Genomic DNA, 25,304 nt, shown 5'->3' with positions numbered 1-25,304 from the left:
CATCCCTGCTGCGGACGACTTCATTTAATATCAGGCTACCTGATATTGCAAGCGGCACGAGCGCCGGTGTAAACCCGGAGCGGAAGGCGGGGAAAGCGTCGGGGAAATCGGGGAGCGGTCGGGCGAGCGCCGCGGGCGCGGACGAAGCGAGCGGGCCCGGCGGGCCCGCGTCGCGGCAATCGGGGAAGCGGTCAGCCGCGCAGGTTGCGCGAGAACAGTTCGAGCGCGCGCTGCACGTGCGCGGCGTCGTCGGCCGAGATGTCGCCGAGCATGCGCGCCTCGAGCGGGCGCAGCACGGCTTCGCATTCGCGCAGCATCGCCGCGCCGGCGTCGGTCAGCGTCAGCAGGATGATGCGGCCGTGCGACGGGTCGGCTTCGCGCGTGACGAAACCGCGCGCGGCCATCACGCTCATCACCTCGTTCGCCGATTGCGGCGTGATCCACGAACGCTCGGCCAACTGCGCGTTCGACGATGCGCCGCGCGCCTCGAGCACCGACAGCGCCGTGTATTGCGCGAGCGTGATGCCGAGCGGCGCGAGCGCATCGGTCATGTGACGGCGCAGCAGCCGGTCGAGGCCGCCGATCACGTAGGTCAGGCGTTGTTGCACGCGCGCTTTCGGCTTGTCGCCCGTCGCGCGGGCGTTCTTCGCGGCGTTCTTCGGATGCGCGGGCTTGGTCGGTGCGGAACTCATGGTGCGGGCAGGATGGAATTGCGGGCCATCTTACCAGCAGGCGGGGAGAGGGACGGACGTTCGGAGATGACGGTCGGCCGCCGTGCGCTCGCGCATGTGCGGCGGATCGCAGGCCCGACCGCGCAGCCCGCCGCGTCGGCAGGATCCCGTGGCCGGGAACCCGTATGCGACGACGCGATCAACCGCGCGGCGTGCCCGCGAACCGCGCGGTCGGCAGCCCCGCATGCCGCGTCTGCGCGACGAACACGCCGCCCGCGTGCGCGTCGCCGGCCAGCGCGTCGTCGCTCAGCCCGACGCGCGCACTCGTCACGTACAACCTGCCTTCACCGTCGATCGCCACGCAGCTCGGCTGCGCGGTCGGCACCTCGACGCGATCCGTCTCGATCCCGTCCAGCCCATAACGCACCACCCTTCGGCCGCCCCACTGCGCGTTCCACAGCCCGCCGTCGCGATCGACGATCGAGCCGTCCGGATCGCCGTCCGCATCCGTCAGCCGCGCGAACGGCCGCACGTTCGCGACGTCGCCGCCTGCCCGGTAATCGCACACGAGAATCTCGCGCACCAGCGAATCGCAGAAATACATCTGCGTGCCGTCCGGCGAGAACCCGATGCTGTTCGCGATCGCGGCCGGCGGCAACGCGAGCCGTTCGAGCGTGAGATCGGGATTGAGCCGGTAGAACCCGCCGATCGCGCGCGGCGGCTCGGCGCCCTCGTCCTTCATCCCGAACACGAATGCGCCGAACGGATCGCAGCGCCCGTCGTTCAGCCGCGTGGGCAGATCGGGCTCGACGTCGACGATCCGCGTGAACGCGCCGCGGCGCAGGTCGAAGAACGCGAGATGGGTCGCGAGCCCGACGAGCAGCACGTCCGGGTCGTCGGTCAGCGCGAAGCACGCGAGCCGTTCGGGCATCGGCCATTGCGCGAGGTCCGAACCATCCGCGCGGCAGCGCCACAGCTGCGCGCCCTCGATGTCCACCCAGTACAGCGCGTGCGTCCTGTCGCACCACGTCGCGCCTTCGCCGAGCGTGTTGCGGCTGTCGACCAGCAGCGCCGCCGCCGTGCCCGGTTGAGTCTGTTGCATGCCGTCTCCCGATATTCGTCGTATGTGCAGGCGGCCGCGCGTGAGTCGAAGTCAGATCTTCATCGCGCGCCGCTGGTTGCGACGATACTGGTCGAACAGCACCGCGAGCAACAGAATTCCGCCGCGTATCAGATATTGGTAAAAGGTCGGCACGTTCAGCAGGCTCATCGCGTCCTGCACGGAGCCCATGATCAGCACGCCGACCAGCACGCCGGAGATCGTCGCGACGCCGCCCGTCAGCGACACGCCGCCGAGCACGCACGCGGAAATCACGCCGAGCTCGAGGCCGACCGACGTCTTCGGATCGCCGAGGCTCATCCGCGACGCGAGCATCACGCCGGCAAAGCCCGTCACGAGCCCCTGCAGCACGAACACGGCGATCTTGATGCGCATCACCGGCAGCCCCGCGAGCAGCGCGGCCTCGCCGTTGCCGCCGACGGCCAGCACGTTCTTGCCGAACACCGTCTTGCGCAGCAGGAAGCCGAACACGACGAAGCCGACGATGTTGCTCCAGATCGGATACGAGATGCCGAGGAACGACCCGCCGCCGAGATCGAAGAAGCGCTCCTCGGAGATCATCACCGCGTCGCCGTTCGACGTGATGAACGCGAGCCCGCGCACGACTTCCATCATCGCGAGCGTGACGATCAGCGAGTTGATCCGGTAGCGCGCGATCAGCACGCCGTTCACGAGCCCGACCGCGCCGCCCGCGAGCACGCCGGCCGCGATGCCGAGCACGACGCTGTGCGTCGCGGTGATCAGCGTCGACGCGACGACGCCCGCGAACGCGACGATCGACGCGACCGACAGGTCGACCTCGCCGAGCGCGAGCACGAACATCATCGTCACCGCGATCGAGCCGATCAGCGTGACCGACAGCAGCAGGCCCTGGATGTTGCGCGGCGTGAGGAAGTCCGGCACCGTCAGCGACAGCGTCGCGAACAGCACGAGAAACACCATCACGATGCCGGAGCGGTTGATCAGCTGCCATACGCCGCCGCGCGGGCGTGCGGGCGTGGCCGCGGCGGCGGCCGCATCCGGGGATGGGGAGGTACGTTGAGGTTGCATTGCCTGGCTCATATCAGTTGCTTTCCGGTTGACTGCTCGCCGCTAGCGCGGCAGCGCGAGCTTGATCAGCGCGTCGGGCGTCGCGTGCGCCTTCGCGACCTCGCCCGCGATCCGCCCTTCCTTCATCACGACGATGCGGTCCGACACGCCGATCACCTCGGCCAGATCGCTCGACACGAGGATCACCGTGCGGCCCGCTTCCGCGAGTTCGTAGAACAGGTTGTAGATTTCCGCGCGCGCGCCGACGTCGATGCCGCGCGTCGGCTCGTCCATCAGGAACACGTCGATGCGCTCGGCCAGCCAGCGCGCGAGCACGACCTTCTGCTGGTTGCCGCCCGACAGCGCGCCGATCGGCGTTTCGCCGTCGCGGGTCTTGATCGCGAGCCGCTCGATGTATTGTTGCGCGAGCTCGCGTTCGCGCCGCCCGTCGAGCAGCACGCGCGCCGGGCTGAAATGACGGCGCGCGCTGATGTTCAGGTTGTCGGCCACCGACGCGATCGCGACGATGCCTTCCTGCTTGCGGTCTTCCGGGCACAGCGCGATGCCGGCGCGCACCGCGTCGCGCGGGCTGCCGAACGCCACCCGCTTGCCGTTCAGCTCGACGTACCCGGCGCTCGGCCGCACCGCGCCGTACAGCAGCTTCATCAGCTCCGAGCGGCCCGCGCCGACGAGCCCGAAGAAGCCGACGATCTCGCCGCGCCGCGCGGTGAACGACACGGGCTCGGCCAACCCCGGCCCCGTCAGTCCCTTCGCTTCGATCAGCACGTCGCCGGCCGGGCGCGGCCGATAGCCGTACACGTCCTCGATCGAACGGCCGACCATGCAGCCGATCAGCCGGTCGCGGTCGAGATCGGCGACGGATTCGAACGTGTCGATGCGGCGGCCGTCGCGAAACACCGTGACGCGGTCGCACAGTTCGTAGACTTCCTCCATCCGGTGCGTGACGTAGATGATCGCGCGGCCTTCCGCGCGCAGCGCGCGGATGATCCGGAACAGTTGCGTGGTTTCGCGCGCGGACAGCGAACTCGTCGGTTCGTCGAACGCGATCACGCGCGCGTCGCGCATCAGCGCCTTGCCGATCTCGATCATCTGGCGCTGGCCGATCGACAGATACTTCACCGGGATGCCCGGATCGATGTGCTCGCCGAGCCGCTCCAGCGCATCGAGCGCGCGCGCGGCGAGCGCACGTTCGTCGACCACGCCGAGCCGGCTCGGCAATTGCCCGAGCATCAGGTTTTCCGCGACCGTCAGCTCGGGCACCAGATGCAGCTCCTGGTAGATGATCGCGATGCCGGCCTCGAGCGCCGCTCGCGTCGACGCGAAGCGCTGCACGGTGCCGTTCAGCGTCAGCGTGCCGGCCTGCGGCTGGTTCACGCCGGACAGCACCTTCAGCAGCGTCGATTTCCCGGCACCGTTTTCGCCCATCAGCCCGTGCACTTCGCCCGAGCGCACCGACAGCGACACCGCGTCGAGCGCACGCACGCCCGGAAACGTCACGGTGATGCCGTCGAGCGCGAGCAGCGGGCCATCCGGCGGCGTGGCCGCTTCGGCGTCGTGGCCGGACGCGGCCGTCATCGTCTGCATCGTCATCGCGTTCTCGCCTCGCCCCGCTCAGATACCGAGTTCGGCGCGCACGGCCTGCCAGTTCGCGCGCGTCATCAGCTTGCCGCTCGTCTGCGTGTCGGCCGGCGGCGTCTTGCCGGTGCGGATCCAGTCGACGAGGTTCTGCGTGCTGTCCTTGCCGTGGTTCGTCGAGCTGACCGCGATCGTCCCGTAGAAGCCGGTCGGCTCCTTCTTCTGGAACTCGGCGAACGCCTCGCCCGCGCCGTTGATGCCGACGCCGATCACGTCCGCCGCCGGGATGTGCAACTGCTCGGTCGCGCGTACCGCGCCGAGCACCGTTTCCTCGTTCAGCGCGTAGATCACCCATTTCTTCACGTTCGGATGGCGGGCCAGCACGGGCGCCGCCGCGCTGAAGCCGCCTTCGTCGTCGGTCGTCTTCTGCGGCGCGTCGAAGATGTTCTCCTTGCGGAAGCCGTTCGCGAGCAGCGCCTGCGTCGCGCCGTCGGTGCGCAGCTTCGCGGTCGGCAGCTCGTAGTTGGTGACGCGCAGCGCGCCGACTTCCTCGGGCTTCCAGCCGCGCCGCTTCATCTCGTCGGCGATCGCCTGACCGACCTGGTTGCCGATCTTGGTCGCCGACATCCCGAGGTGCGGCACGTTCGGCAGCGGCTTGCCGGTCGAATCGACGAGCTGGTCGTCGACCGTCACGAACTTCATGTTGTAGCGCTTCGCGCGCGACGCGATCGCCGGCCCGAGGCGCACGTCCGGCGCGCAGATCACGAAGCCCTGCGCGCCCTGCGAGCCGAGGTTGTCGATCGCGGCCAGCACCTTCTCGCCGTCCGGCGTGCCGATCTTCACGACCGAGAAGTTCTCCTTCTGGCCGAGCGCGGACGCCGCGTTCTGCTCGTTGATGAACCACGCCTGCTCCGGCATCTTCACGAGGAAGCCGATCTTCAGCGGCGCATCGGCGCGCGCGGCGCCCTGCATGCCGAGCGGTGCGATGCAGAGCGCGGCCAGCAGCGCGCGCAGGGTATGTCGACGAATCGTGCGGTTCATGGGTGTCTCCTTTGTATCGGCCAATGCCGTGGATGTGTGTCGTGATCGATCACGCGTCGCGCGCTTCGCGCCGAAACGCGCACGCAGGTTCAGCGGCCGAACGCGTCGGTCTGCACGCGCCGGCCGAACAGGAAGGCATCGGCGACGAGCCGCAGCGGCCTCGCGTCGACGTCGCTTTCGCCACGCGCGATCAGCGCATGGAAGTGCGCATACAGCGCCGGATACTCGCGTTCGGGCCCGACCTCGACCGGCTCGCCCGCGATCGACAGTTGCGCGCCGCCTCGGCTGATCGCGAGCACGCCGTCGGCCGTGTCGACCGCGATTTCCCATTGCTCGACCGGCCCGTGCCGCCAGTCGAATTCCGCGTGCACCGGCACGCCGGCGGTATCCGCGCAATCGAGTTCGGCCGCGATCGGCATCTGTGCGTCGCTCGGCACGAACAGCGTCGCCTCGCGCAGCACGAGCTCGCGCGGCAGGATTCGCGTGACGATCGACAGCGCGTTGATGCCCGGATCGAACACGCCGAGGCCGCCCGGTTCCCAGATCCACTGCTGCCCCGGATGCCAGCGCCGCACGTCTTCCTTCCAGCGCACCTGCACCGCCCGGATCGTGCGCTGCGCGAGCCACGCACGCGCCGGCTCGACCGCGCTCGCGCAGCGCGAATGCCAGGTCGCGAACAGCGTGAGGCCGCGCTCGCGCGCCAGCGCTTCCAGCGCGGCCACTTCGCCCAGCGTCGCGCCCGGCGGCTTCTCGAGCATCACGTGCTTGCCGGCTTCGAGCGCGGCGCGCGCCTGCGCGTAGCGCACTTGCGGCGGCGCGCACAGCGAGACCGCGTCGAGCTCGCGCTCGGCGGCCAGCAGCGCGGTCAGATCCGGATAATTGCGCACGCCGTTGACTTCCGCGTGACGGCTCGCACAGGCAGTCAACGCGAAGCCCGGTTCGGCGGCGATCGCCGGCAAATGCTGGTCGCGCGCGATCTTGCCGATCCCGACGACGCCCAACGAAATCACATCGCTCATCGTGCTTTCCTCCTTCGCCACTCGCTCAGTGCGCCCAGCGCAGCACGAGCGGATCGAGCCGGCGCGCGATCGCGAGCAATTCCGCGCGCGTGTCCGGGTGCAGTTCCGGCATCGGATGCCGCGGCCGCTCGCACGCGATCACGCCGCCTTCGCGCATCAGCGCCTTCGCGGTCAAGATCCCGGACTGGCGGTTCTCGTGATTGATCAGCGGCAGCCACGTCTGGTAATGCGCGAACGCATCGTCGTGCCGCCCTTCGCGGAACGCTTCGAGGATCGGCCGGATGCCGTCCGGAAAGCCGCCGCCCGTCATCGCGCCGGTCGCGCCCGCATGAAGATCGGCGAGCAGCGTGATCGCCTCCTCGCCGTCCCACGGCCCCTCGATCGCGTCGCCGCCGAGCCGGATCAGCTCGCGCAGCTTGTTCGCGGCGCCCGGCGTCTCGATCTTGAAGTACGCGACCTGCTCGATCTCGCGCGCCATCCGTGCGAGGAACGGCGCGGACAGCGCGGTGCCGCTCGCGGGCGCATCCTGGATCATGATCGGGATGTGGATCGCATCCGACACGCGCGCGAAGAAATCGAAGATCTGCGCTTCCGGCACGCGGAACGTCGCACCGTGATACGGCGGCATCGCCATCACCATCGCCGCGCCGAGCTGCTGCGCGCGCAGGCTGCGCGCCGCACACACCTGCGTGCTGTAGTGCGACGTCGTGACGATCACCGGCACGCGGCCTGCGACGTGCTCGAGGATCGTGCGCGTGAGCACGTCGCGCTCGTCGTCGGTCACCGCGAATTGCTCGGAGAAGTTCGCGAGGATGCACAGCCCGTCCGAGCCGGCATCGATCATGAAATCGACCGCGCGGTTCTGGCTCGCGAGGTCGAGCTCGCCGGTCTCGGCAAACGTCGTCGGGACGACGGGGAAAATGCCGCGATAGCGCGGCGTGCTGCTCGATGTCATGGTTGGTCCTGCATCAGTCGAATCGGCGTTCAGCCGGAAAACAAGGCGTTCAGGATTCGCCGGCGAACGCGCCGGCAGCCGGTTCGGGCACGCGCAGCGCGGCGCGGACCACGAACGTCATCAGCACCGCGAACAACAGCGTCGCCGCGAGGAAGTACAGGCCGGCCGCGAGGCTGCCGGTCGCTGCCTTGATCAGGCCGATCCCGTACGGCCCCAGGTAACCGCCGAGATTCGCGAGCGAATTGATCGCGGCGATGCCGACCGCGGCGCTCGTGCCGGTCAGGAATTCGCCGGGCAGCGCCCATACGACGGCCTGGATCGAATAGAGCGAAAACGCGGTCAGGCAGATGAACAGGAATTGCAGCGCGGGCTGCCGTACCCATGCGCTCGCGGCCATCGTCACGGCGGCGGCGGCCGACACGACGACGATGTGCCAGTAGCGCTCGCGCTTGCGGTCCGAATGGCGCGGCACGACGAGCAGGCCGACCACCGCGAACAGGTACGGCACGGCGGACAGCAGGCCGGTAGTCGCATCGCCGGTGCCGAACGCGTGAATGATCGTCGGCAGCCACAGCGACAATCCGTAGATGCACAGCGGGAACGGCAGGAACAGCGCGGCGAGCAGCAGCACGCGGCGGTCGCGCAACGCGGCGAGCGGATTGCCGTGCGAATCGGGGCGATAGGTGTCGCGGTCGGCGGCGAGTTGCCGGGCGATCCAGCGACGTTGGCCGTCGTTCAGCCACCGCGCATGCGCGGGCGACTCGGGCAACAGCCGCAGCGTCGGCCACGCGAGCAGCACGGCAGGCAAGCCGCTGACGACGAACAGCGTCTGCCAGTCCGACAGGCCGAACCACCCGTGCGTCGACAGCAGCCAGCCGGCGAGCGGCCCGGTCACGATACCGGCGAGCGGTTGCGCGAGCACGAGCAGGCCGATCACCCGCGCGCGATCGCGCATCGGGAACCATTGCGTGAGGAAGTACAGGATGCCGGGATAGAGGCCGGCTTCGGCCGCGCCGAGCAGGAAGCGCAGCACGTAGAAGCTGGTCGGCCCCTGGACGAGCGCCATGGCCATCGTGATCGCGCCCCAGGTTGCGAGGATGCGCGCGAACCATACGCGTGCGCCGAAGCGGCCGAGTGCGAGGTTGCTCGGCACCTCGCACAGGAAGTAGCCGATGAAGAACAGTCCCGCGCCGAGCCCGTACGCGGCGTCGCCGAGGCCGATCGCCGCGTTCATGTGGAGCTTCGCGAAGCCGACGACGGTACGGTCGACGTAGGCGACCACGTAGATCAGCGCGAGGAACGGCACCAGCTTGCGCGTGAGCAGGCGGGTCAGGTGCCGTTCGTCGACGGCTGCCGTCGAATCGGACTGTTCCGCCGCGTCCTGCGCGCTCGTGTACTGCGTCGTCATCTTGTCTCCTGTCGGCCCACGTTAGCGCTTCAGCGCTTACGTGGATCCCATGCTTCGCGGTCGATCCACGTTGGCGCTTCAGCGCTTACGCGGACCCCATGCTTCGCCGTCGACGCACGTGGGTGCTTGCGCGCTTACGTGCGTCCCATTCTTCGCGGCCGGTATGCATTTGCGCTCGGGTGCTTGCGCGTACCGCATGCTTCGCGGCTGATTCCCGTTGGCGCTTCTGCGCTCATACCCATGCTTCACGGTCGGCCGTCGTTTGTGCGTGAACGCTTACGCAGCGCTTCCTTCGCGCTCGGCCGCATCCGGCGCGTCACCGTGTTTCCCTCGTGCCCCGTCTCGGTCCGTTCCCGGAATGCGTGTTCCCGTCGCTCAATGCGAATGGCTCGGCACGTCCGCGCCGCGCGTGCCGACCAGGAAGTCGAGGTCGCACCCCTCGTCGGCCTGCAGCACGTGATCGATGTACAGCCGTGCATAACCGCCCTTGCCGAGCTGGCCGGCCACGCCCGGCGCCGCGGTCGGATCGACGTCCGACAGGCGGCGCTGCAGCTCTTCGTCCGTGATGTCGAGATGCAGCGTGCCGGCCTCGCAGTCGAGCTCGATCCAGTCGCCGTTGCGCACGGCCGCGAGCGGCCCGCCGGCCGCGGCTTCCGGCGCGACGTGCAGCACGACCGTGCCGTACGCGGTGCCGCTCATCCGCGCGTCGGAAATCCGCACCATGTCCTTCACGCCCTGGCGCAGCAGCTTCGGCGGCAGCCCCATGTTGCCGACCTCGGCCATGCCCGGATAGCCGCGCGGCCCGCAGTTCTTCAGCACCATCACCGAGCTGGCGTCGACGTCGAGCGCTTCGTCGTTGATCGTCGCCTTGTAGTGGTCGAGGTTCTCGAACACCACCGCGCGGCCGCGATGCTTGAGCAGTTCGGGGCTCGCCGCCGACGGTTTCAGCACCGCGCCGCGCGGCGCGAGATTGCCGCGCAGGATGCAGATCCCGCCGTCCGCGATCAGCGGCCGGTCGAGCGGGCGGATCACCTCTTCGTCGTAGTTCGGCGCTTCGCGCACGTTGTCCCACAGCGACTTGCCGTTGACCGTCAGCGCATCCGGATGCGGCAGCAGCCCGCCTTCGCCGAGCCGGCGCAGCACGGCCGGCAGCCCGCCCGCGTAATAGAACTCCTCCATCAGGAAGCGCCCCGACGGCATCAGGTCGACGATCGTCGGCGTGTCGCGGCCGATGCGCATCCAGTCTTCCAGTTCGAGCGGCACGCCGATGCGGCCGGCGATCGCCTTCAGGTGAATCACGGCATTCGTCGAGCCGCCGATCGCCGCGTTCGCGCGGATCGCGTTCTCGAACGCCGCGCGCGTCAGGATCTTCGACAGCACGAGCCCTTCGAGCGCCATCTCGACGATCCGGATGCCCGACATGTGCGCGAGCACGTAGCGGCGCGAATCGACGGCCGGAATCGCCGCGTTGTGCGGCAGCGCGACGCCGAGCGCCTCGGCCATGCACGCCATCGTCGACGCGGTGCCCATCGTGTTGCAGGTGCCGGCCGAGCGCGACATGCCGGCTTCGGCCGACAGGAAGTGATGCACGTCGATCTCGCCGGCCTTCAGCGCTTCGTGCAACTGCCACACGGCCGTGCCCGAACCGATGTTCTTGCCTTCGAGCTTGCCGTTCAGCATCGGGCCGCCCGACACGACGATCGCCGGCACGTCGCAACTGGCCGCACCCATCAGCAGCGCGGGCGTCGTCTTGTCGCAGCCGGCGAGCAGCACGACCGCGTCGATCGGGTTACCGCGGATCGCTTCCTCGACGTCCATCGACGCGAGGTTGCGCGTGAGCATCGCCGACGGCCGCAGGTTCGATTCGCCGTTCGAGAACACCGGGAACTCGACCGGGAAGCCGCCCGCCTCGGAGATCCCGCGCTTCACGTGCTCGGCGAGCTTGCGAAAGTGCGCGTTGCACGGCGTCAGTTCCGACCATGTGTTGCAGATGCCGATGATCGGCCGGCCGTCGAATTCGTGATCGGGAATGCCCTGGTTCTTCATCCAGCTCCGGTACATGAAGCCGTTCTTGTCGTTCGTGCCGAACCATTGAGCGGAGCGCAGCCTGGGTTTTGTTGCCGACATCGTCAGTCCTGTGGTGACGGGATACCGGCGCAGTCTAGGCAGAATTTTGATAACTGGCTAATGACGATTTAGGCGATTACGATATCCATTCCGATATCGATATAAACCCGTACGATGCCCGAAGCCAGCCCGTGGGGAAACCGCGCCCGCCTGAAGACGCGCCAGTTGCTGCTGCTCGTCGCGCTCGCCGACGAAGGCAGCATTCACCGCGCGGCGGCGGCGCTGAACATGACGCAGCCGGCTGCGTCGAAGCTGCTGCGCGAACTCGAGGAATCGATCGGCGCGGTGCTGTTCGAGCGCCTGCCGCGCGGGATGCGGCCGACGCTGTACGGCGACGCGCTGATCCGCCACGCGCGCGCGGCGCTCGGCAGCCTCGACCAGGCGCACGAGGAGCTGGCCGCGCTGAAGGCCGGCCATCTCGGCCACGTGGCGGTCGGTGCGATCACGTCGCCGGGCCTGCGCCTCGTGCCGCCGGCCGTCGCCGCCGTGAAAGGCACGCATGCCGGCCTGCACGTGTCGGTCGAGATCGACACCAGCAACGTGCTGCTCGAACACCTCGCGCAGGAAAAGATCGACATCGTGCTCGGCCGGCTGTCGGCCGAACACGACAAGCTGCGCCTGCGCTACGAGCCGCTGACCGGCGAGTCGGTGGCGGCCGTGGTGCGCCCCGGCCATCCGCTGCTCGCGCACGCGCCGCTGTCGCTCGCGGACGTGCAGCGCGCCGCCTGGGTCGTGCCGCCGGCCGGCAGCGTGCTGCGCCACCGCTTCGATCTCGTGTTCCAGCGCGCGAGCCTCGCGCCGCCGGCGAACGTCGTCGAAACGGCCGCGCTGCTGTTCATCACGCAATTGATCGAGCAGAGCGACATGATCGCGGTGCTCGCCGAGGACGTCGCGCGGTACTACGCGCGGCACGGCATCGTCACGGTGCTGCCGCTCGAGATGGACTGCCGGATGGACGATTTCGGGATCATCACGCGCACCGACCGGCTGCATTCGCCGGCGGTGACGGTGATGGTCGATGCGATTCGGGCGGCGGCGCGGGAGGTGTACGACGTCGCGCTGTGACGCGGGCGCCGGCTTCAGGACAGGCCGGGCACGGGCTTACGCTTTCATCATCAGAACTGTGCGGTGACCTGAAAACCAACCGTGACACGCGCCGTCGGGAACCCGGACGGCTTGTAGATCGGCGTGCCGGCGAACAGGTCGTAGCCATAGCCACCGAATCGTGTCGCGACGCTGCCCTTGACGCCGATCACGGCACCGGCGAGCTGCGTGCCGACCAGGGCGACCGGCTGCGGGCCCCACACGCGGCCGTAGTCGATGCCGGCATAGACGGCCTGTCCGGTTTGGCCGATCGGCGCCTGAAGCTCGTTGCGCCAGTAGAATCCGCGCGCGGCGGCCAGCATCGTCTCGCCGTCGAATCCACGCACCGTATAGCGGCTGCCGATCGTCAGGTCGTCGATGTAGTAGAGCGTGTTGCCCGTGTACTGGCCGTGGAACGTCGTGACGTAGCGGAACGGCTGCTGCGCGATCGCGAACGGCACCGACAGGTTCGCGTCGAGCACGGCCATTTTGAAGCGATAGGTCTGGTCTCCATTCAGCTCGGGGATATCGTCCTGCGCGCCGAACCCGCCGACGCCTTGACGGTACGCGAGCGTGCCGTCGAATTGAGCACCGCCGAAATAGTGTCGATCATTCAGACCGAGTTCGATGAACGTGTTGTTGCGGCGTTGTTGCGGGATTTCCGTATCTTCGATGAAGCTCTGGCCGAAGCGGCGCGACAGGCGCACGTAGCCGCCGAATACGTCGTTCTGGCTGCGCGCGAGCACGCGGGCGAGTTTGAAATCGACTGTCTTCGAATTACCGCTCGCGACGAAGGTTTGGTTGACCCCGGCGATTTGCTGATAGTACGTGTTGGTGTACGCGGACAGCGTCGCAGTCCAGTAGCCCCACGGAATCGAATAAAAGCCGTTCCAGCCGTGCGAGCCGAGACGCTTGTCGCCGAGTTCGAGATCCTGGCTCACGCCGATGTTGAAGAGGTCGTTCAGGCCCAGCGGGTTGTCGATGCCGAGCGACAAGTTGCCCTGCAGGCGGCCGGTCGCGCGCGTGCCGGAGTTGTCGATCGAAGCGACGACGGTCCACGGTTTGCTGCGCTTCACGTCAAGTACCACGTCGCTTTCGCCGGGTAGCTCGCCCGGAACGATTTGCATCGACACGTCCTGGCTCGACACGTGCTTCATCTGCTCGAGACCCTGTTCGAGGTCGCGCAAGTTCAGCAGTTCGCCGTCGCGGGTCGGGAAGGCGGTTTTCCAGGTGCCACGGAGCTTCTCGTCGGCGAAGCGTACATGGCGGATGACACCGGGGATCAGCGAGAGCTTCAGCGTACCGATGGAGAGATCCTGTTCGGGCAGCAGCACGCGCGTCGTCACGTAACCGCGCGCCAGGATGGCTTGCGACAGGCCCTTGACGAGCGCGTCGAGTCCCTGTTTGCCGACACACTGCCCGGTGTAGTGTTCGAGCCATTCGCGCGCGAAGGCGAAACGATCCATCGGCAATGCCGACGCGCCTTGTGATTTCACGGAAGCGGGCAGCGCATCGGGTACGTCGAGGGAGAAACGATCAATGCGAAAGCAGGGTGTTTCAGAAGGCAGCGTTGGATACTCAGTGCTCGCAGTCACGCCCGAACGCACGCCGGGCGCGGAGACTGCCCGTTCGCGCTCGCGCGCTTCTTCCTGCTGTCGGGATTGCTGGTCGTTGCCCGGAATGATTGGGCGGGGAGCTTCTTGCGCCGACACAGCCAGTGGTATAAGCCATGCGGCCGACAGCAATACGACCGGGGTACGGATTGTCATAGATGTCGTGTTGTTAGTTCGATCTTATGGCTTGGGTGCAAGGTGTCCCGGAATCCAAACCCATTCAGTACCGCTCCATTTCCAAAAGCCCATGACCCAGATCGTGCTCGACCAGGAGGGCAACACGGGTTCCATTTCTTGTTTCGGCGGTGGCTGTGGCGGCGCTCCCGGTGGTGCAGTTTCACAAGCGCACAAAGATCCCAACACTGCAAGCGCCATAACGATCAATCGTAGTCTTGCCTTCATCAAGTTGTGCCCCTGTGGTACGAATTCCCTCAACGCTTCTTTCCGCCAAGAATTTATGGTCGATCTTGCGACGTACCTAGTCGGCCTCGTTGCGCTTCCCCATTGCCGGCCACCACGGATTAGATATCAAGATCCATCGAATCTCGGCCTTGCCATTCTCCGATTTCAGAAGATCGATTGGCTTCTTTTTTCCAGCTGCTGGCATTTTATAATCAAGCCACGAAAGAGACCCGTCTTTCATGCAGCCCCAAATCACGGCTGCGATATCTGGATCGGTGACGCGACGAGAAAGTTCTCTCGTTACGTCATTATCGATCACTCCCCCTTCATGAACTTAACAGCGTCGGCCCATCCTTTTGGAAATTCGTCCATGTCAGTGCTTTCCGAGTGACTGGAATGAAACCAAGTTGACGCCGCCCGGATTCTATGCAGAAGGCGCCAAAATAGCCTGGTATCCTTGTTGTCTTGCAAAATTGCTAATGGCTTGTGTCGCATTCAGCTCGACGCCGGAGATGATCACGTCTTGAACCAACTGGAAACGCGGCCGATCAGTCCCTGCGGAGGGGGCACCCACCCCGGCTTCAGAAAATCGTAGACGTCATCGTAGTGGTCAAGAGGCTTGACCGGCATCAGCTCCATCGGCACGAGCGGATGATCGACTTCAATTGGGATGCCACGACGCCAGCAGATCTTTGTCTCAAGCGTCCCAAGGTATGAGATGAAGTCCTCTAAATCGGGCCAAACGCTTTTGATGTTTGCGTGCCGCTTTTCGATCAACGCCCTTAGTCCAGCAGCGTCGCGTGATAGAAGCAATGAGAAAAAGTATTCGCCGTTTAAAATAGCCTGTCGATCAGCCTTGGTTCCTTTCCTCCTCACTTCCTCGATAAGCGCCCCCAACTCCTGGTCCCTGCCCAAGATCGCGAGCTGGAATCTGTATTGGAATGCTGCCGCAGATTTTGGATCATTTCTTCCATTCAACAGCGCCGACGTTTCCACCCGCGCCACCGCCTCGATAACACTTTCGTTATCGGACAAGATTGCACAGAGCATCTCAAGCCCTGTGGTGAAGCCAGAACCTCCATCCATATCACTGCTTTCCAAAGACAGCTTTGACGACAGATAAAAATTCTGCTTACTCGCCACGATATTATTTTTGCCAAAGCATTCGTAAACCGCTTGCGCTCTTGCACGACTGGCCAGCCCTTCGTAAACCGCACCAAGACGAACTTTGGTCCTTCTATACAATATTGTATTTACAAGATCCGGAACCTCCTCTTTCTGGCGATTTACAAAATTGGCAAGCTCATCTATCTCTACCCTATTTATCATTTCAAATTCCCCGGGATCTTAACAATCACCATTCCATTTGAATCAACCCCCGAGACCAATTTCACGAGCTTACCATCCTCAAAAGCTTTCTGAATGATTGATCCCGTTTTTACCAGATTTGGATCTTTCGATTTCTGCAATGTTTGAAATGAATTTTTTATCCAATCATCAGTTTGCTGAGTCGGAAGCCCAGTCGCAGGATTCTCCGGATTCAAGCTAACGGAACCGGATCCATTTAGTGGCTTTACTTCGTTAACGTAAACTGTGTCCCCCTTGACGTAGACGCCATCAAAGCAGTTTGCCCCACACTTTCCGTCAAGCGGAGTGAAGCCATTGCGGACGAAGTAATTGTTCGCCACATACTCCCGCGCCTGCCCCTGCAAATCCTTTGAGGGAAGTTGGTTGAGTTGCGATAGGACGCCTTGCTCCGCTGAATTCAGCTTCACTGGCATGCTCTCCATCGTCACCTTGCCGGTGCTGATAAAACCTTTATCCGTGGGCTTAACCGCCCCCGCCAACCAAACATCAATCGACTCACCCGCGCGCACGGCCGTCGACGCGATCTTGTTAGTAAGGATACCGCCGATGACGGTTTCCTCGATCGTGTAATCGGGCTTAACCGAGCCGTTTTGCGTGGCGAAGGAATTCACTCGACTCTGATCGCGCTCGCTTGCGCCCGGCACGATCGAGCCGGGCAGCGAACCCAGTACGGAATTCAGATACTGGTCCGAACGCTGCGCGGGCGTCGCACTGAAATACGTCTGAGCCGAACCGGCGGAGATGATGGGCGTGCCGCGTACCAGAATGGGCTTGCCCATGTACTGCGACAACATGTCTTGCGCCGTCTGAAGATTCGTCAGGTAGGAGCTAAGCCCGCCCATTGCGCCTTCGCTGGTCGGATTGTTCGCTGTTTGGATCAGCGTCTGAAGATACGCCATGTTTTCCTTGTTGGCGGTATCGTCGACCATTCCCTTTGCTGCACGTTCGAGCATGTCCGTCCAGTAGGTCGTCGCGCTCGCGACGCAACTCGCATCGCCACGGCATACCGCTTGTGCCTTTTCCTTCGCAAGACGTTCGACGACCTTCACCTCTTCTACGTGAAGCTGCCGATTGTAAAGCTCGTTGTTGATAGCCGAACCCGCCCCGGCCAGCGCACCCGATGAACCGCCACCCGCGACAGCGCCAGCCACCGCACCGCCCGCCGTCGCCACGATCTCGTTCAGCGCATTTCGCGCGGCGGTTTGCGCACTCCACGGCAACTGGCTCACCGTCTGATCGATGATCGGCTGCGCCAGGGACTGCAACATATCGCCTGCCAGTGAGCCGGCAACAGCTCCGCCGATGTTGCCGCCCGACAGTGCTGCCCCAATCGCCGCCACTGCGGCGTGCAGCGCGTCGCGACCCGCACCGCCTTCGCCGAACAAGGCCTTCATCTGCGGGCTGCTGTTTTCCAACTGCGTCGCGGCTTCCGCCACCGCGAAGGTCGCCACCTTGCCGAACGCCTGCGCGAAAGCCAGATTGTTCTGAACCTTCTGCAGATTAAACGTATTCTCGACCGTCTGGTTCGCGTTCGCGGTGTCGCGCGACAGACCCGACGTGCTGTCCGTGCCGTTCTGTTCATCCGATTTCACGACGATCTTCGCAGGGCTGACCGCAGCGTGTGTGACACCGCTCGCACTGTCGCCCGTCTGCGCGAAGCTCGGTCCGCTCGACGTCGAAAACCCTTCCGACGATCCCGAATACGACATCTTGTTCTGGATGTCGGTAAATCCGAGACTGCCCGTCGTCAGCGTATTGCTGTCGGCCGGTGCGGCGCTCGCGATCTGCGCGCCGTTGAGTTGCGTATGGCCGGTCACGTTGACATCGAACCCTTCCTTGCCCGCCACGATGCCGGTTTGCTGGTTCGCCGACGCATAGTTCGCGTCGATACTGGTGTGACCGATCGATGCGTCGACGCCGCCACCATAGCCGAACGTAAAGCTGCCACTGACGCCCGTGTTGTGCTGGTTGCTGCTGTAGTTTGACGTATCCTGAAGGCTCGTCATCGTCAGGTCGCCGCCGACATCGACCTTGACCTTGTCACCCGACACCTTGGCGCCCGACAGCGTCGTGTCGCCGCTCGACTTCATCGTCAGCGAGTTGCCGGCAGCCACCGTCGTGTTGGTTTGCGTGACGCTGTCGCCGTTGCCCTGGCCGTGCGCGTTCGAACCATTCGCGAAGACGCTGATGCCGGTGTTCTTGCCCACGCCGATCGCCACGCCAGCATTCCAACCGGTCGAACTGTTCGAGCTCGTGCTCTGCTCGTTGCTCTGCGCGCTTTGCAACGTAATCGCGTTGTTAGCATCGAGCGTGACGTTCTTTCCGAGCACTGACGCCCCGGTCATCGCGATGTTGCCGGTACCTGCCTGCGCGCTTCCGTTCGCATCCGGCGTGCCGGTCGCGATAATTGATACGTTGCCGTTACCGATAATCGACGAGCCCTTCGCCTCCGAGATCGATGTCGTCGCATTGCTACTGCTATGGCTCGACCCGATGCTGAGCTGTACCTGAACGCCCTTGGCGGCCTCGCCCACGTTTCCATTCGACAGGGCATTGGCCGCGTCCTTGATGCCGCCGCGGTTCTGGTAAGCCTGTTCGGCCGCCGCCACAGCCTGTACCGCGGCGAGGCGCGAGTCGCCGGACTGCTGGCCTTGCCGGACGGCGCCTGCCATCGACTGACCGAGTCCGAGCAGACCGCCGCCTAATCCGACGCTCAAACCCGACTGGCTGAACTGCTGCGACTGCGCGTCCTTGTAGGTGTCGTACGCGGCATTCACGGTCACATTCTGAGCAACGATTCCGACATCCTGGCCCGCCACAATCGTGCTACCGGTAATCGTCGCATCCTTCCCGGCCTGGATCGTGACATTGCCTTGCGATGACCCGATCACACTTCCGTTATTCGTCACCGACCTGCTTTGGTCCTGCTGAGCGGCCGAGCGCGAACCCACGGTCACCGACAAACCACCATTCGTCAGCAGACCCGATTCCTTCTTGTCGAAATAGCTGGACGATTGAGTCGTGTCCTGTGAGGTCGTGATGTTGACGTCGCGCTTCGCCTGCAACGTGACGTCGTTCGTGCCAACGACGTTGCTGCCCCTCACGTTGATATCGCGGTTGCTGACGATATTGACGCCGTCGGCCGACACCGTGCTGCCCTGGCTATAGGTCGCCGTCTGGTCTATCCCGCTCGCGACTTGCACACCGCTCACGACATTGCTGTGGCTATGCGTTTCGTGCGAGTTCAGCACGTGCGTTTCGGTCGCCGCGCCGATATTCACATCGCCGCTCGCCATCAGGTTCGCATTGCCTTTACCAAGGCTAACCGTGCTGGCGCTGATCGTGAGATCCTTGCCCGACGCCAATGTGACGGTATCCCCGCCCTTGAGCGTCGTGCCGGTCAGTGCCTGGTCGGACGTGTGCAGCGTATCCGCGTAGCTGCCGTGGCTGTCGCTGCCCGAACTGTTGCTGTTCACCGTCGATGTCGTGCTCGCCGCGCCTAGCGTCACATTGCCCTTGGAGGCGATCGTGCCGCCCTGGCCGAGGTCGATCTGCGCGCCCTTGGCCGTCAGGTCCCCGCCGATGCCGATGCTCGATTGTCCACCGACCGTCACCGAGCTACCCGTGACCTTGTTGACGTCGGTGTTCGACACGCCGTTCGCCCGCTGCACGATCTTGTGCTCGCCGGTCTGGACCGCACCGAGATCCCAGTTGCCGCCAACGTTCATCCCGAGATTGCCGCCAACCGACAGGTTGCCCGCGTTCTGCTGGAAGTTGCCGCCTGTGGCGATCGATGCGTCGCCCGCAACGTCCAGCTTCGCGGTCGGCCCCAGCGTCGTCACCACGCTCGTCGCGCCGTCGCGGCTCACCCGCGTGTTTGTCTTCGTCGCCGTATCGAGAATGAGGTCCTTGCCGGCATCGAGCTGAAGGCTGCCAGCCTTTACATTCGCGGACGTCAGGTCGATATTGTTCTCGGTCTTCAGCGACATCAGCCCGCCGCTTTGCAGCGCGCCGAACGCGTTGTCGATCTGCTTGCCCTGGATCGCCAGCGTATTGGCCGCCTTGATCGTGCCGCTGTTCGTGAACGACTGCGCGTTCTGGAAATCGATGTTCGTAGCGCTAATCAACGGCCCGTTGATGTTCTGCTGGCTGGCCTGCGCGAGATACACGACCGGCACCAACACCGGCTGGCCGTCGACCACCCGTGTTTCCATCATGATCACGTTGCTGGTCAGCTTCGACACCTGCTCGGCCGACAGGCTCGCACCCATGGGCAGATCGAGCGACTTCGACAGATCCGCGCCAGCCGTCATCAACGATTGGTACATCGTTTGCAAGTCGGCATACGGCCCCAGCACCGCCTTGCCGGTCAGCGATGTGATCTCGTTGCGCACGAGCTGCTGTTCGTAGAACCCGTCACCAAGACGCTTCGGAATGTGCGTGAGGTCGACGCCGAGCTGTCCGAAGAAGTAGTCGCTCGAAATGAAGTTCTTCTGGTTCGTGAACGCCGGATTCGTCTCGATCACGTAGTTCGCATTCGGCGCGGTAGTCGGCCGGTACAGCCCGCCCTGCGGAATCGTGAGGTTGTTCAGCACGTTCAGCGCGGTCGCGCTGGCGATGATCGAATCGACCGGCGCCGGTTGACCGCCGTGCACCGACGATGCACCCGATTTAGCGCCGCTTGCGTTACCGCTCAGATTGGTGGGCGTAAGCCCCGGCGCCGACTGCCCCGGCAACAAGCCGAGCGACGGAATCGACGCGTTGGCCGCCGTGTTGCTGACGCTGACACCCGTCCCCGAGATCGTGCCGTTCGAACTCAGCGTCGAAAAGTAACCCGGCAGCGTGTAATCCTTGATCGATGCCGGCGCTGCCTGCGTAAAGCCACCCGGACGCCCGGTCACGAACGGCGCATTGCCGAACGGCAACTGCCAGTCGTGTTCGGAATTGTCGTAGTTGTTGTAGTGGTATTGGCCCGAGTACGAGACCGTCACGCCCGGCAGTTTCTGTCCGGACGCCGCCCAGCCGTCGGCGTCGTAGTGCCCCGGCATCTTGAGGTCGCCGACCGCCGCGATGTTGCTCCAGTAGTTTTGCAGCGTGCCGACGGAAGACGCATCGATCTTGCCGCCCGACACGATCTGGGCGGCCGGGCTGATGTCGGTCACGGTCGTCGCCGTCGCGCTGTCGGCATAGTAGGTCGTGAACTGATAGCTGCTGTTCCATTGACCGCTATGAGGCGGCGAAATGAATAATCCGCCCGGTTGTTTGATCAGTTCTGCCGCTTGGTCCGGTGTAGGGTCCTGGATACCGTAACTCGTCTGACCCGTGCAATTCCCCACGAAATACGCCGCGCATCCGGACATGCTGATGCCGAACTGCGCGAGCAATGCCGGATCGATCCGACTGGTGGACGTCTTCATCACGCGCCGCGTGCTCGTCACCTTGTCCGCGTGTAGTTCCATGTCGCCTTCGGACTGGATCAGCGCCGATACGTTGTTGACCAGCGCGGCGTTCGTGTAATTGCCGCTAGCGTCCTTGCCACCTGCCAGCACGACCTTGCCCATGCCGAAGATCGCCGTCGTCGCCATCGAATCGGTCGTAGTGGTGTCGTCGCGGTTCTCGATGTCGTGCGCGAGAATTTCGAGCGTGCCGCTGCTGTCCGATGCACCGATCAACGCGGTCGGTCCGAGGTTCGAGATCGTGTTCGTCGCATTCAGCGAAACGCGGGCGCCAACGAGCGCGCCGGTATTGAACAGGTTGGTCGAGTGCGTGCGCAGCAGGCCGCCGGCAGTCAGGGCGCCCACGTTGACGATGTTGCCCGCGTTGACGCTCAGGTCGTTGACCGATTGCAGGTTCGCATTGTTCGTGAAAGTGCCGGGCAACGTGAACGCGAGATCGTGACCGACGTTGAACTGCGTGTCGGGCGCCGCCGTGTAGTCGCCTTGCAGGTTCACGTTGGCGTCGTGCGTCGCGCTGTACGTGCCGCCGCCTTGCAGCGTGGCCGCCGCGACCGACAGATCGTGGGTCGAGCTGATTTGGCCGTTCGTGTTCGTGATCGCGCCGGTGGTCGTCACGTTCACGTCGCCGTTCGAGTTCGTGACGTTGCCGATGCTGCCGCCGCTGTTGTCGAGCGTATTCGCGTTGACATGCAAGGATCCACCGCTGAGCTGACCACCCTGCGTGTTGCTGATCGACGCCGCGGCCACCGTCACGTCACCGTTGCCGGTAATGGCGCCCATGCCCGACACGCCGCCTGCATGGCTGTTTGCGATCCGACTGCCGCCCTGCACCGTCATCTTGCCGGCGCCGAGGTTGACGACGGCACCGTCTGCGTTGTCGATCGACGCCCATTGAATGTCGAGCGTGCTGGTGTCGCCTGCAGTCGATTGCCCGGCCTGGACATGGCCGCCCTGGTTCGACAGCGCACCGCCGCTCTTCAACGACAGTGACGCGTCCGATCGCAGCAAACCCTGCGCGTTGTTCACGTCGCCGGCGATGGTCGCATTGAGGCCGCGTTGCGCGGCGAGAATACCGCTCGCGTTGTTCCAGCTAGCCGCGTTGACGATGGCTTGCCCCTTCGTCACGATGGTGCCCGACGCGTTGTTCAGCGCGCTGGCGCCCGCAGTGGTCCCGGTACCCGGAGCGATCGTCAGCGTGCCCGTGCCGGCGTGCGTAATGGTACCGCCCGCGTTGTTCAACTCGGCCGGCTTGAGCGTCAGGTCCGTGGCGTTGGTCTGGATCACGCCGGCGGCCGAGTTGTCGAGCGTGCCGCTGACGTTCATCCCCATCGTTGACGATCCATACTGCGTGATCGTCCCGCCGTGGTTCGTCAGGTTCGCAGCCGTCAGCGCAAGCTGATTCGCCTCCAACTTGCCGCCGCTGTTGTCCAGCGTCGAATCGGCCGTGACCGACAGATTCGGTGCAACGATCGAACCGCGCTGGTTCGTCATCGAGCCCGTGTGGATCGTTGCGTTCGTGCCGGCACCGATCTGACCGCCGTCGTTCGCCAGCGTGCCGCTGGTGACGCTCACATCCGTGTTCGACAGCAGCTTGCCGTTCGCGTTGTTCAACGTGCCGCCGACGGTTGCCGTCAGGCCGGTCTGCGCGTTGAACGCGCCCGATGTGTTGTTCAGCGCGCCGGTTTGCGCGACGACGCGCCCGTTGCTCGCGATCGAACCGCCCACGTTCGACACCGAACCTGTGCCGCTGCCCACTGTCAGCGTGCCAGTGCCGGCATGGGTGATCGTGCCGCCGTCGTTGACGAGCGCGGCAGGCGCGAGCGTCAGGTCAGTACTGTTGGTTTGCAGCGTGCCGCCGCTGGAATTGTTGAGCGTGCGCGATACATTGACGGCCATAGGTCCGGTGCCGGTCTGTGTGATCGTGCCGCCGTGGTTCGCAAGGTCGGTTGCGGTCAACGACACCTGACCGGCCTGCACGGTGCCGGCGCTGTTGTCGAGCGTCGTGGCGCTGACCGTGGCCGTCTTGCCGACGATCGAGCCGCCGTTGTTCGTCAAGTGCGCGCCGGCTTCCACCGCGACGTTCTGCGCGGCCTGCAGCGTGCCACTGCCGTTGTCGACCGACTGGCCCGCGACACGCAAATTCGTGTTGGATGTGATCGCGCCGCGGTTGACAACGTTTGCGCCGCTGACCGAAACATCACCGTTGCCGCCGATGACACCGCCTTGCGCACCGTTCGCTGTCGTACCGGCGGCGTTGGTCAATTGACCGCTGGCCGCCACCGACAAGCCATCGCCATTGAGCGACGTGATCCGACCCGCCGTGTTGTCCAGTGACGCACCGGCCACCGTCATGCCGGCCGCGCTTTGAATCGTGCCCTGGTTGTTCGCGATGGCGCCGCCGTGCAGGTCCGCCGTGCTTTCGGAGATCAGTTCGCCGGACTGGTTGGCGATCTGACCGGCAACATTCACCGACAGCGCGCCTTGCGACGAGACCTTGCCGCTTTGGTTCGACAGGTTGCCGCCGGTCAGTACCATGCCGCCGCCGCTCGACAGGCTGCCGTGGTCGTTGATCACCGTACCCGTCGCGTTCGCCTGAATGGTCCCTTGCGCGCTCGTCGTCGCATTCGACAGGTTCACGTCGCCGGCCATCGCATTCAGCGACAGGTTGCCGCTCACCGCTGTCTGGCTGCCGGCGAGATTCACGCTGCCGCCCGTCAGCGACGCGTTGCCGCCCGCGACATTCTGGCCGGTTGCGCTCAGTTGGCCCGACGCAGTCAGGTTGAGGTCGCCGCTGTGCGCGACGGACCCGTCGCTGTTCACGCCCGCGCCGAGCGTGCCGGTCGAATTGATGGTGCCCGCATTTACCGTCGTGCTCTGCTGTGCCGCGAGCGTCCCGCTGTTCGTGAGGTCGGTGGCGGTGTTCGCCGACAGCGATTGCTGCGCATACGTCGTGCCGCTGTTCTGAATACCGCCTGCGGCCGACAGCGCGAGATTGCCGCTCGCGGTCGTCTTGCCCGTGAGCACGAGCCGGCCGTCCGATTGCAACGTCAGATCGCCCGCCTGCGCCGCGATCGTCCCTGCGTTCGCGACACCGACGCCAGCGGAATTGCCAACCAAAAACACCCTATTGGCATACATACCGCCCAATTGCGCGACGTCGATCGCGACGGCCGGGGCAGGACCGTCACCGGCGATTGGCGTCGCGGCAAGCGTGTCATGATTGACCTGTTGCGCACCGGCGATCACGTTCAGATCTTTTGTGTAGATCGCGGCATTGGCCTGCACGGCGCGGGCAATCAGGTCGACCTGATCGACATTCGACGCATTGAGGCCGGCGCCTTGCACGGTAATGAGCCCGCGCGATACGTTGTAGCCAGTCAACGATCCGTCTGCGCCATAGTACGGCTGGCCGGTCGTTAAGGTCGCGCGACTGGTATTGATGAAGCCGCCGCCGTCTACGACAAGACCGGCTTGATTCGCCAGGACGACCTGTGCGCTCGGCCCCGCGACCTCCACGAATCCGCGGATAAACGAGGGGGTGTTGCTGTTGACCTGATTGACGATGATTCGCGCGGACTGACCCGGACCGTAGTTCGGGTTGCCGTTGATATAGCCCGCTTGCTGCGTATTGACGATCGTCGGCGAGTTGTTCAGGATCGCGCCGGCTTTTTGGACGTCGAACTGGTTGTAGGTGTTGACCGATACGCCCGCGTTCGACGGACGCGCCACGTTGACTTGCGGCAAACCGTTGGGCGTCTGGATCACCTGCGTGCTGGTGCCCGGCGTGGGGATGATCTGCGCATCGGACAGGGTTGGCAGCATGCCGAGCGCGGCGACGCCCGCCATCACAACGCGAACGCCGGACGTCGACGACCGCCGCTGCGCGCGAGCTTCGCCCGTTGCCGATTTCCCCTCGGTCGTCGCTGTCTCCGCGACGGCCACTACCATACCCCGACGCCTGGAATACACCAGACGATGCGTATGCTTGTTCATTCTCGTCGACGCGGCCTGCGTCCATTCGTTTGCTTATTGGACGCGAGCTTACCGAAAGCATTACGAATGACTGTCAAAAATTGCCAAGCCGTTGAAAGGAAACCACAAATTTCAAGTTTCGGACGCGTCCAATTGACGTGCACCCGGAACGTCTCGGGTCGAGCCACTAAGCCATACGGCCAACAAACCAGATCGATTTCTCGCGCAGCTTTCGCTTACCCATTTGCACACACGAGTTCGGTTTCCGATTAAAACGTTTCGGCATGCGAATGAATTGCACAAGAGTCGTTCGAGATTTATGGAAAGTCGCCAATCCACCCTCTCACAACGAACGGACACATTTCGGGACGCACAATCTGAATCGCTATCGCGAGGCTGCATCCAACCGAGTTGATCTGCTCTGGAAATTCTGGACACAAACGA

The 25,304-nt window shown here is 64.7% G+C and carries 15 protein-coding genes; 1 reads left to right on the top strand and 14 read right to left on the bottom strand.

The window, feature by feature from the left end; translation table 11 throughout:
• Nucleotides 1-191: 191 nt before the first annotated feature.
• The 9 genes from WS96_RS17500 to WS96_RS17460 all read right to left on the bottom strand — a co-directional run bounded on the left by WS96_RS17500 (nt 192) and on the right by WS96_RS17460 (nt 10,966).
• Entirely contained in the window at nt 192-692 is a 501-nt protein-coding gene (locus tag WS96_RS17500; protein WP_059834110.1) for a MarR family winged helix-turn-helix transcriptional regulator, read from the bottom strand.
• Between the two features lie 178 nt (nt 693-870).
• Nucleotides 871-1,773, bottom strand: a complete 903-nt coding sequence (locus tag WS96_RS17495; protein ID WP_059834108.1) for an SMP-30/gluconolactonase/LRE family protein — start codon at nt 1,771-1,773, stop codon at nt 871-873.
• Between the two features lie 51 nt (nt 1,774-1,824).
• A complete protein-coding gene (gene araH, locus WS96_RS17490) occupies nt 1,825-2,853 on the bottom strand; it encodes an L-arabinose ABC transporter permease AraH (protein ID WP_059499571.1) in 1,029 nt (342 codons plus the stop codon).
• Nucleotides 2,854-2,883: 30 nt separating this feature from the next.
• The gene (gene araG / locus WS96_RS17485) at nt 2,884-4,431 is read right to left on the bottom strand and encodes an L-arabinose ABC transporter ATP-binding protein AraG (protein ID WP_059834106.1); all 1,548 of its coding nucleotides are present in this window, start codon (nt 4,429-4,431) and stop codon (nt 2,884-2,886) included.
• Nucleotides 4,432-4,452: 21 nt separating this feature from the next.
• Nucleotides 4,453-5,457 (bottom strand): arabinose ABC transporter substrate-binding protein, encoded by a 1,005-nt coding sequence (locus WS96_RS17480; protein ID WP_059826125.1) that lies wholly within the window; start codon nt 5,455-5,457, stop codon nt 4,453-4,455.
• An 89-nt stretch (nt 5,458-5,546) separates the two neighbouring features.
• Entirely contained in the window at nt 5,547-6,476 is a 930-nt protein-coding gene (locus WS96_RS17475) for a Gfo/Idh/MocA family protein (RefSeq protein ID WP_059834524.1), read from the bottom strand.
• Nucleotides 6,477-6,501: 25 nt separating this feature from the next.
• On the bottom strand, nt 6,502-7,431 hold the full coding sequence (locus WS96_RS17470; protein WP_059834104.1) for a dihydrodipicolinate synthase family protein: 930 nt from the start codon (nt 7,429-7,431) through the stop codon (nt 6,502-6,504).
• 49 nt (nt 7,432-7,480) lie between these two features.
• Complete coding sequence (locus WS96_RS17465) at nt 7,481-8,839, bottom strand: MFS transporter (protein ID WP_059834102.1); 1,359 nt, start codon at nt 8,837-8,839, stop codon at nt 7,481-7,483.
• A 375-nt stretch (nt 8,840-9,214) separates the two neighbouring features.
• A complete protein-coding gene (locus tag WS96_RS17460; RefSeq protein ID WP_034205852.1) occupies nt 9,215-10,966 on the bottom strand; it encodes an IlvD/Edd family dehydratase in 1,752 nt (583 codons plus the stop codon).
• 114 nt (nt 10,967-11,080) lie between these two features.
• On the opposite strand from WS96_RS17460, the gene WS96_RS17455 reads away from it, so the two are divergent.
• Nucleotides 11,081-12,031: a LysR family transcriptional regulator gene (locus WS96_RS17455; RefSeq protein WP_059499577.1), complete on the top strand. Its 951-nt coding sequence runs from the start codon at nt 11,081-11,083 to the stop codon at nt 12,029-12,031.
• 50 nt (nt 12,032-12,081) lie between these two features.
• Here WS96_RS17455 and WS96_RS17450 read toward each other — a convergent pair whose 3' ends face one another.
• The 5 genes from WS96_RS17450 to bcpA all read right to left on the bottom strand — a co-directional run bounded on the left by WS96_RS17450 (nt 12,082) and on the right by bcpA (nt 24,881).
• The gene (locus tag WS96_RS17450; protein ID WP_059834099.1) at nt 12,082-13,818 is read right to left on the bottom strand and encodes a ShlB/FhaC/HecB family hemolysin secretion/activation protein; all 1,737 of its coding nucleotides are present in this window, start codon (nt 13,816-13,818) and stop codon (nt 12,082-12,084) included.
• Nucleotides 13,819-13,842: 24 nt separating this feature from the next.
• Nucleotides 13,843-14,037, bottom strand: a complete 195-nt coding sequence (gene bcpO, locus WS96_RS32555) for a CDI system lipoprotein BcpO (RefSeq protein ID WP_257128020.1) — start codon at nt 14,035-14,037, stop codon at nt 13,843-13,845.
• A 103-nt stretch (nt 14,038-14,140) separates the two neighbouring features.
• The gene (locus WS96_RS33730) at nt 14,141-14,383 is read right to left on the bottom strand and encodes a hypothetical protein (protein ID WP_156443657.1); all 243 of its coding nucleotides are present in this window, start codon (nt 14,381-14,383) and stop codon (nt 14,141-14,143) included.
• Nucleotides 14,384-14,580: 197 nt separating this feature from the next.
• Nucleotides 14,581-15,393 (bottom strand): contact-dependent inhibition immunity protein BcpI, encoded by an 813-nt coding sequence (gene bcpI / locus WS96_RS17445; protein WP_156443656.1) that lies wholly within the window; start codon nt 15,391-15,393, stop codon nt 14,581-14,583.
• The gene (bcpA, locus tag WS96_RS17440) at nt 15,390-24,881 is read right to left on the bottom strand and encodes a contact-dependent inhibition toxin BcpA (protein WP_059834095.1); all 9,492 of its coding nucleotides are present in this window, start codon (nt 24,879-24,881) and stop codon (nt 15,390-15,392) included. Before bcpA ends, bcpI begins: the two co-directional genes overlap by 4 nt.
• Between the last annotated feature and the right edge of the window lie 423 nt (nt 24,882-25,304).

This window comes from Burkholderia sp. MSMB1835, from assembly GCF_001526365.1.
GTDB lineage: Bacteria > Pseudomonadota > Gammaproteobacteria > Burkholderiales > Burkholderiaceae > Burkholderia.
Note: the sequence above shows the minus strand (reverse complement) of the source record. Positions and strands in the feature narration are given on the sequence as shown.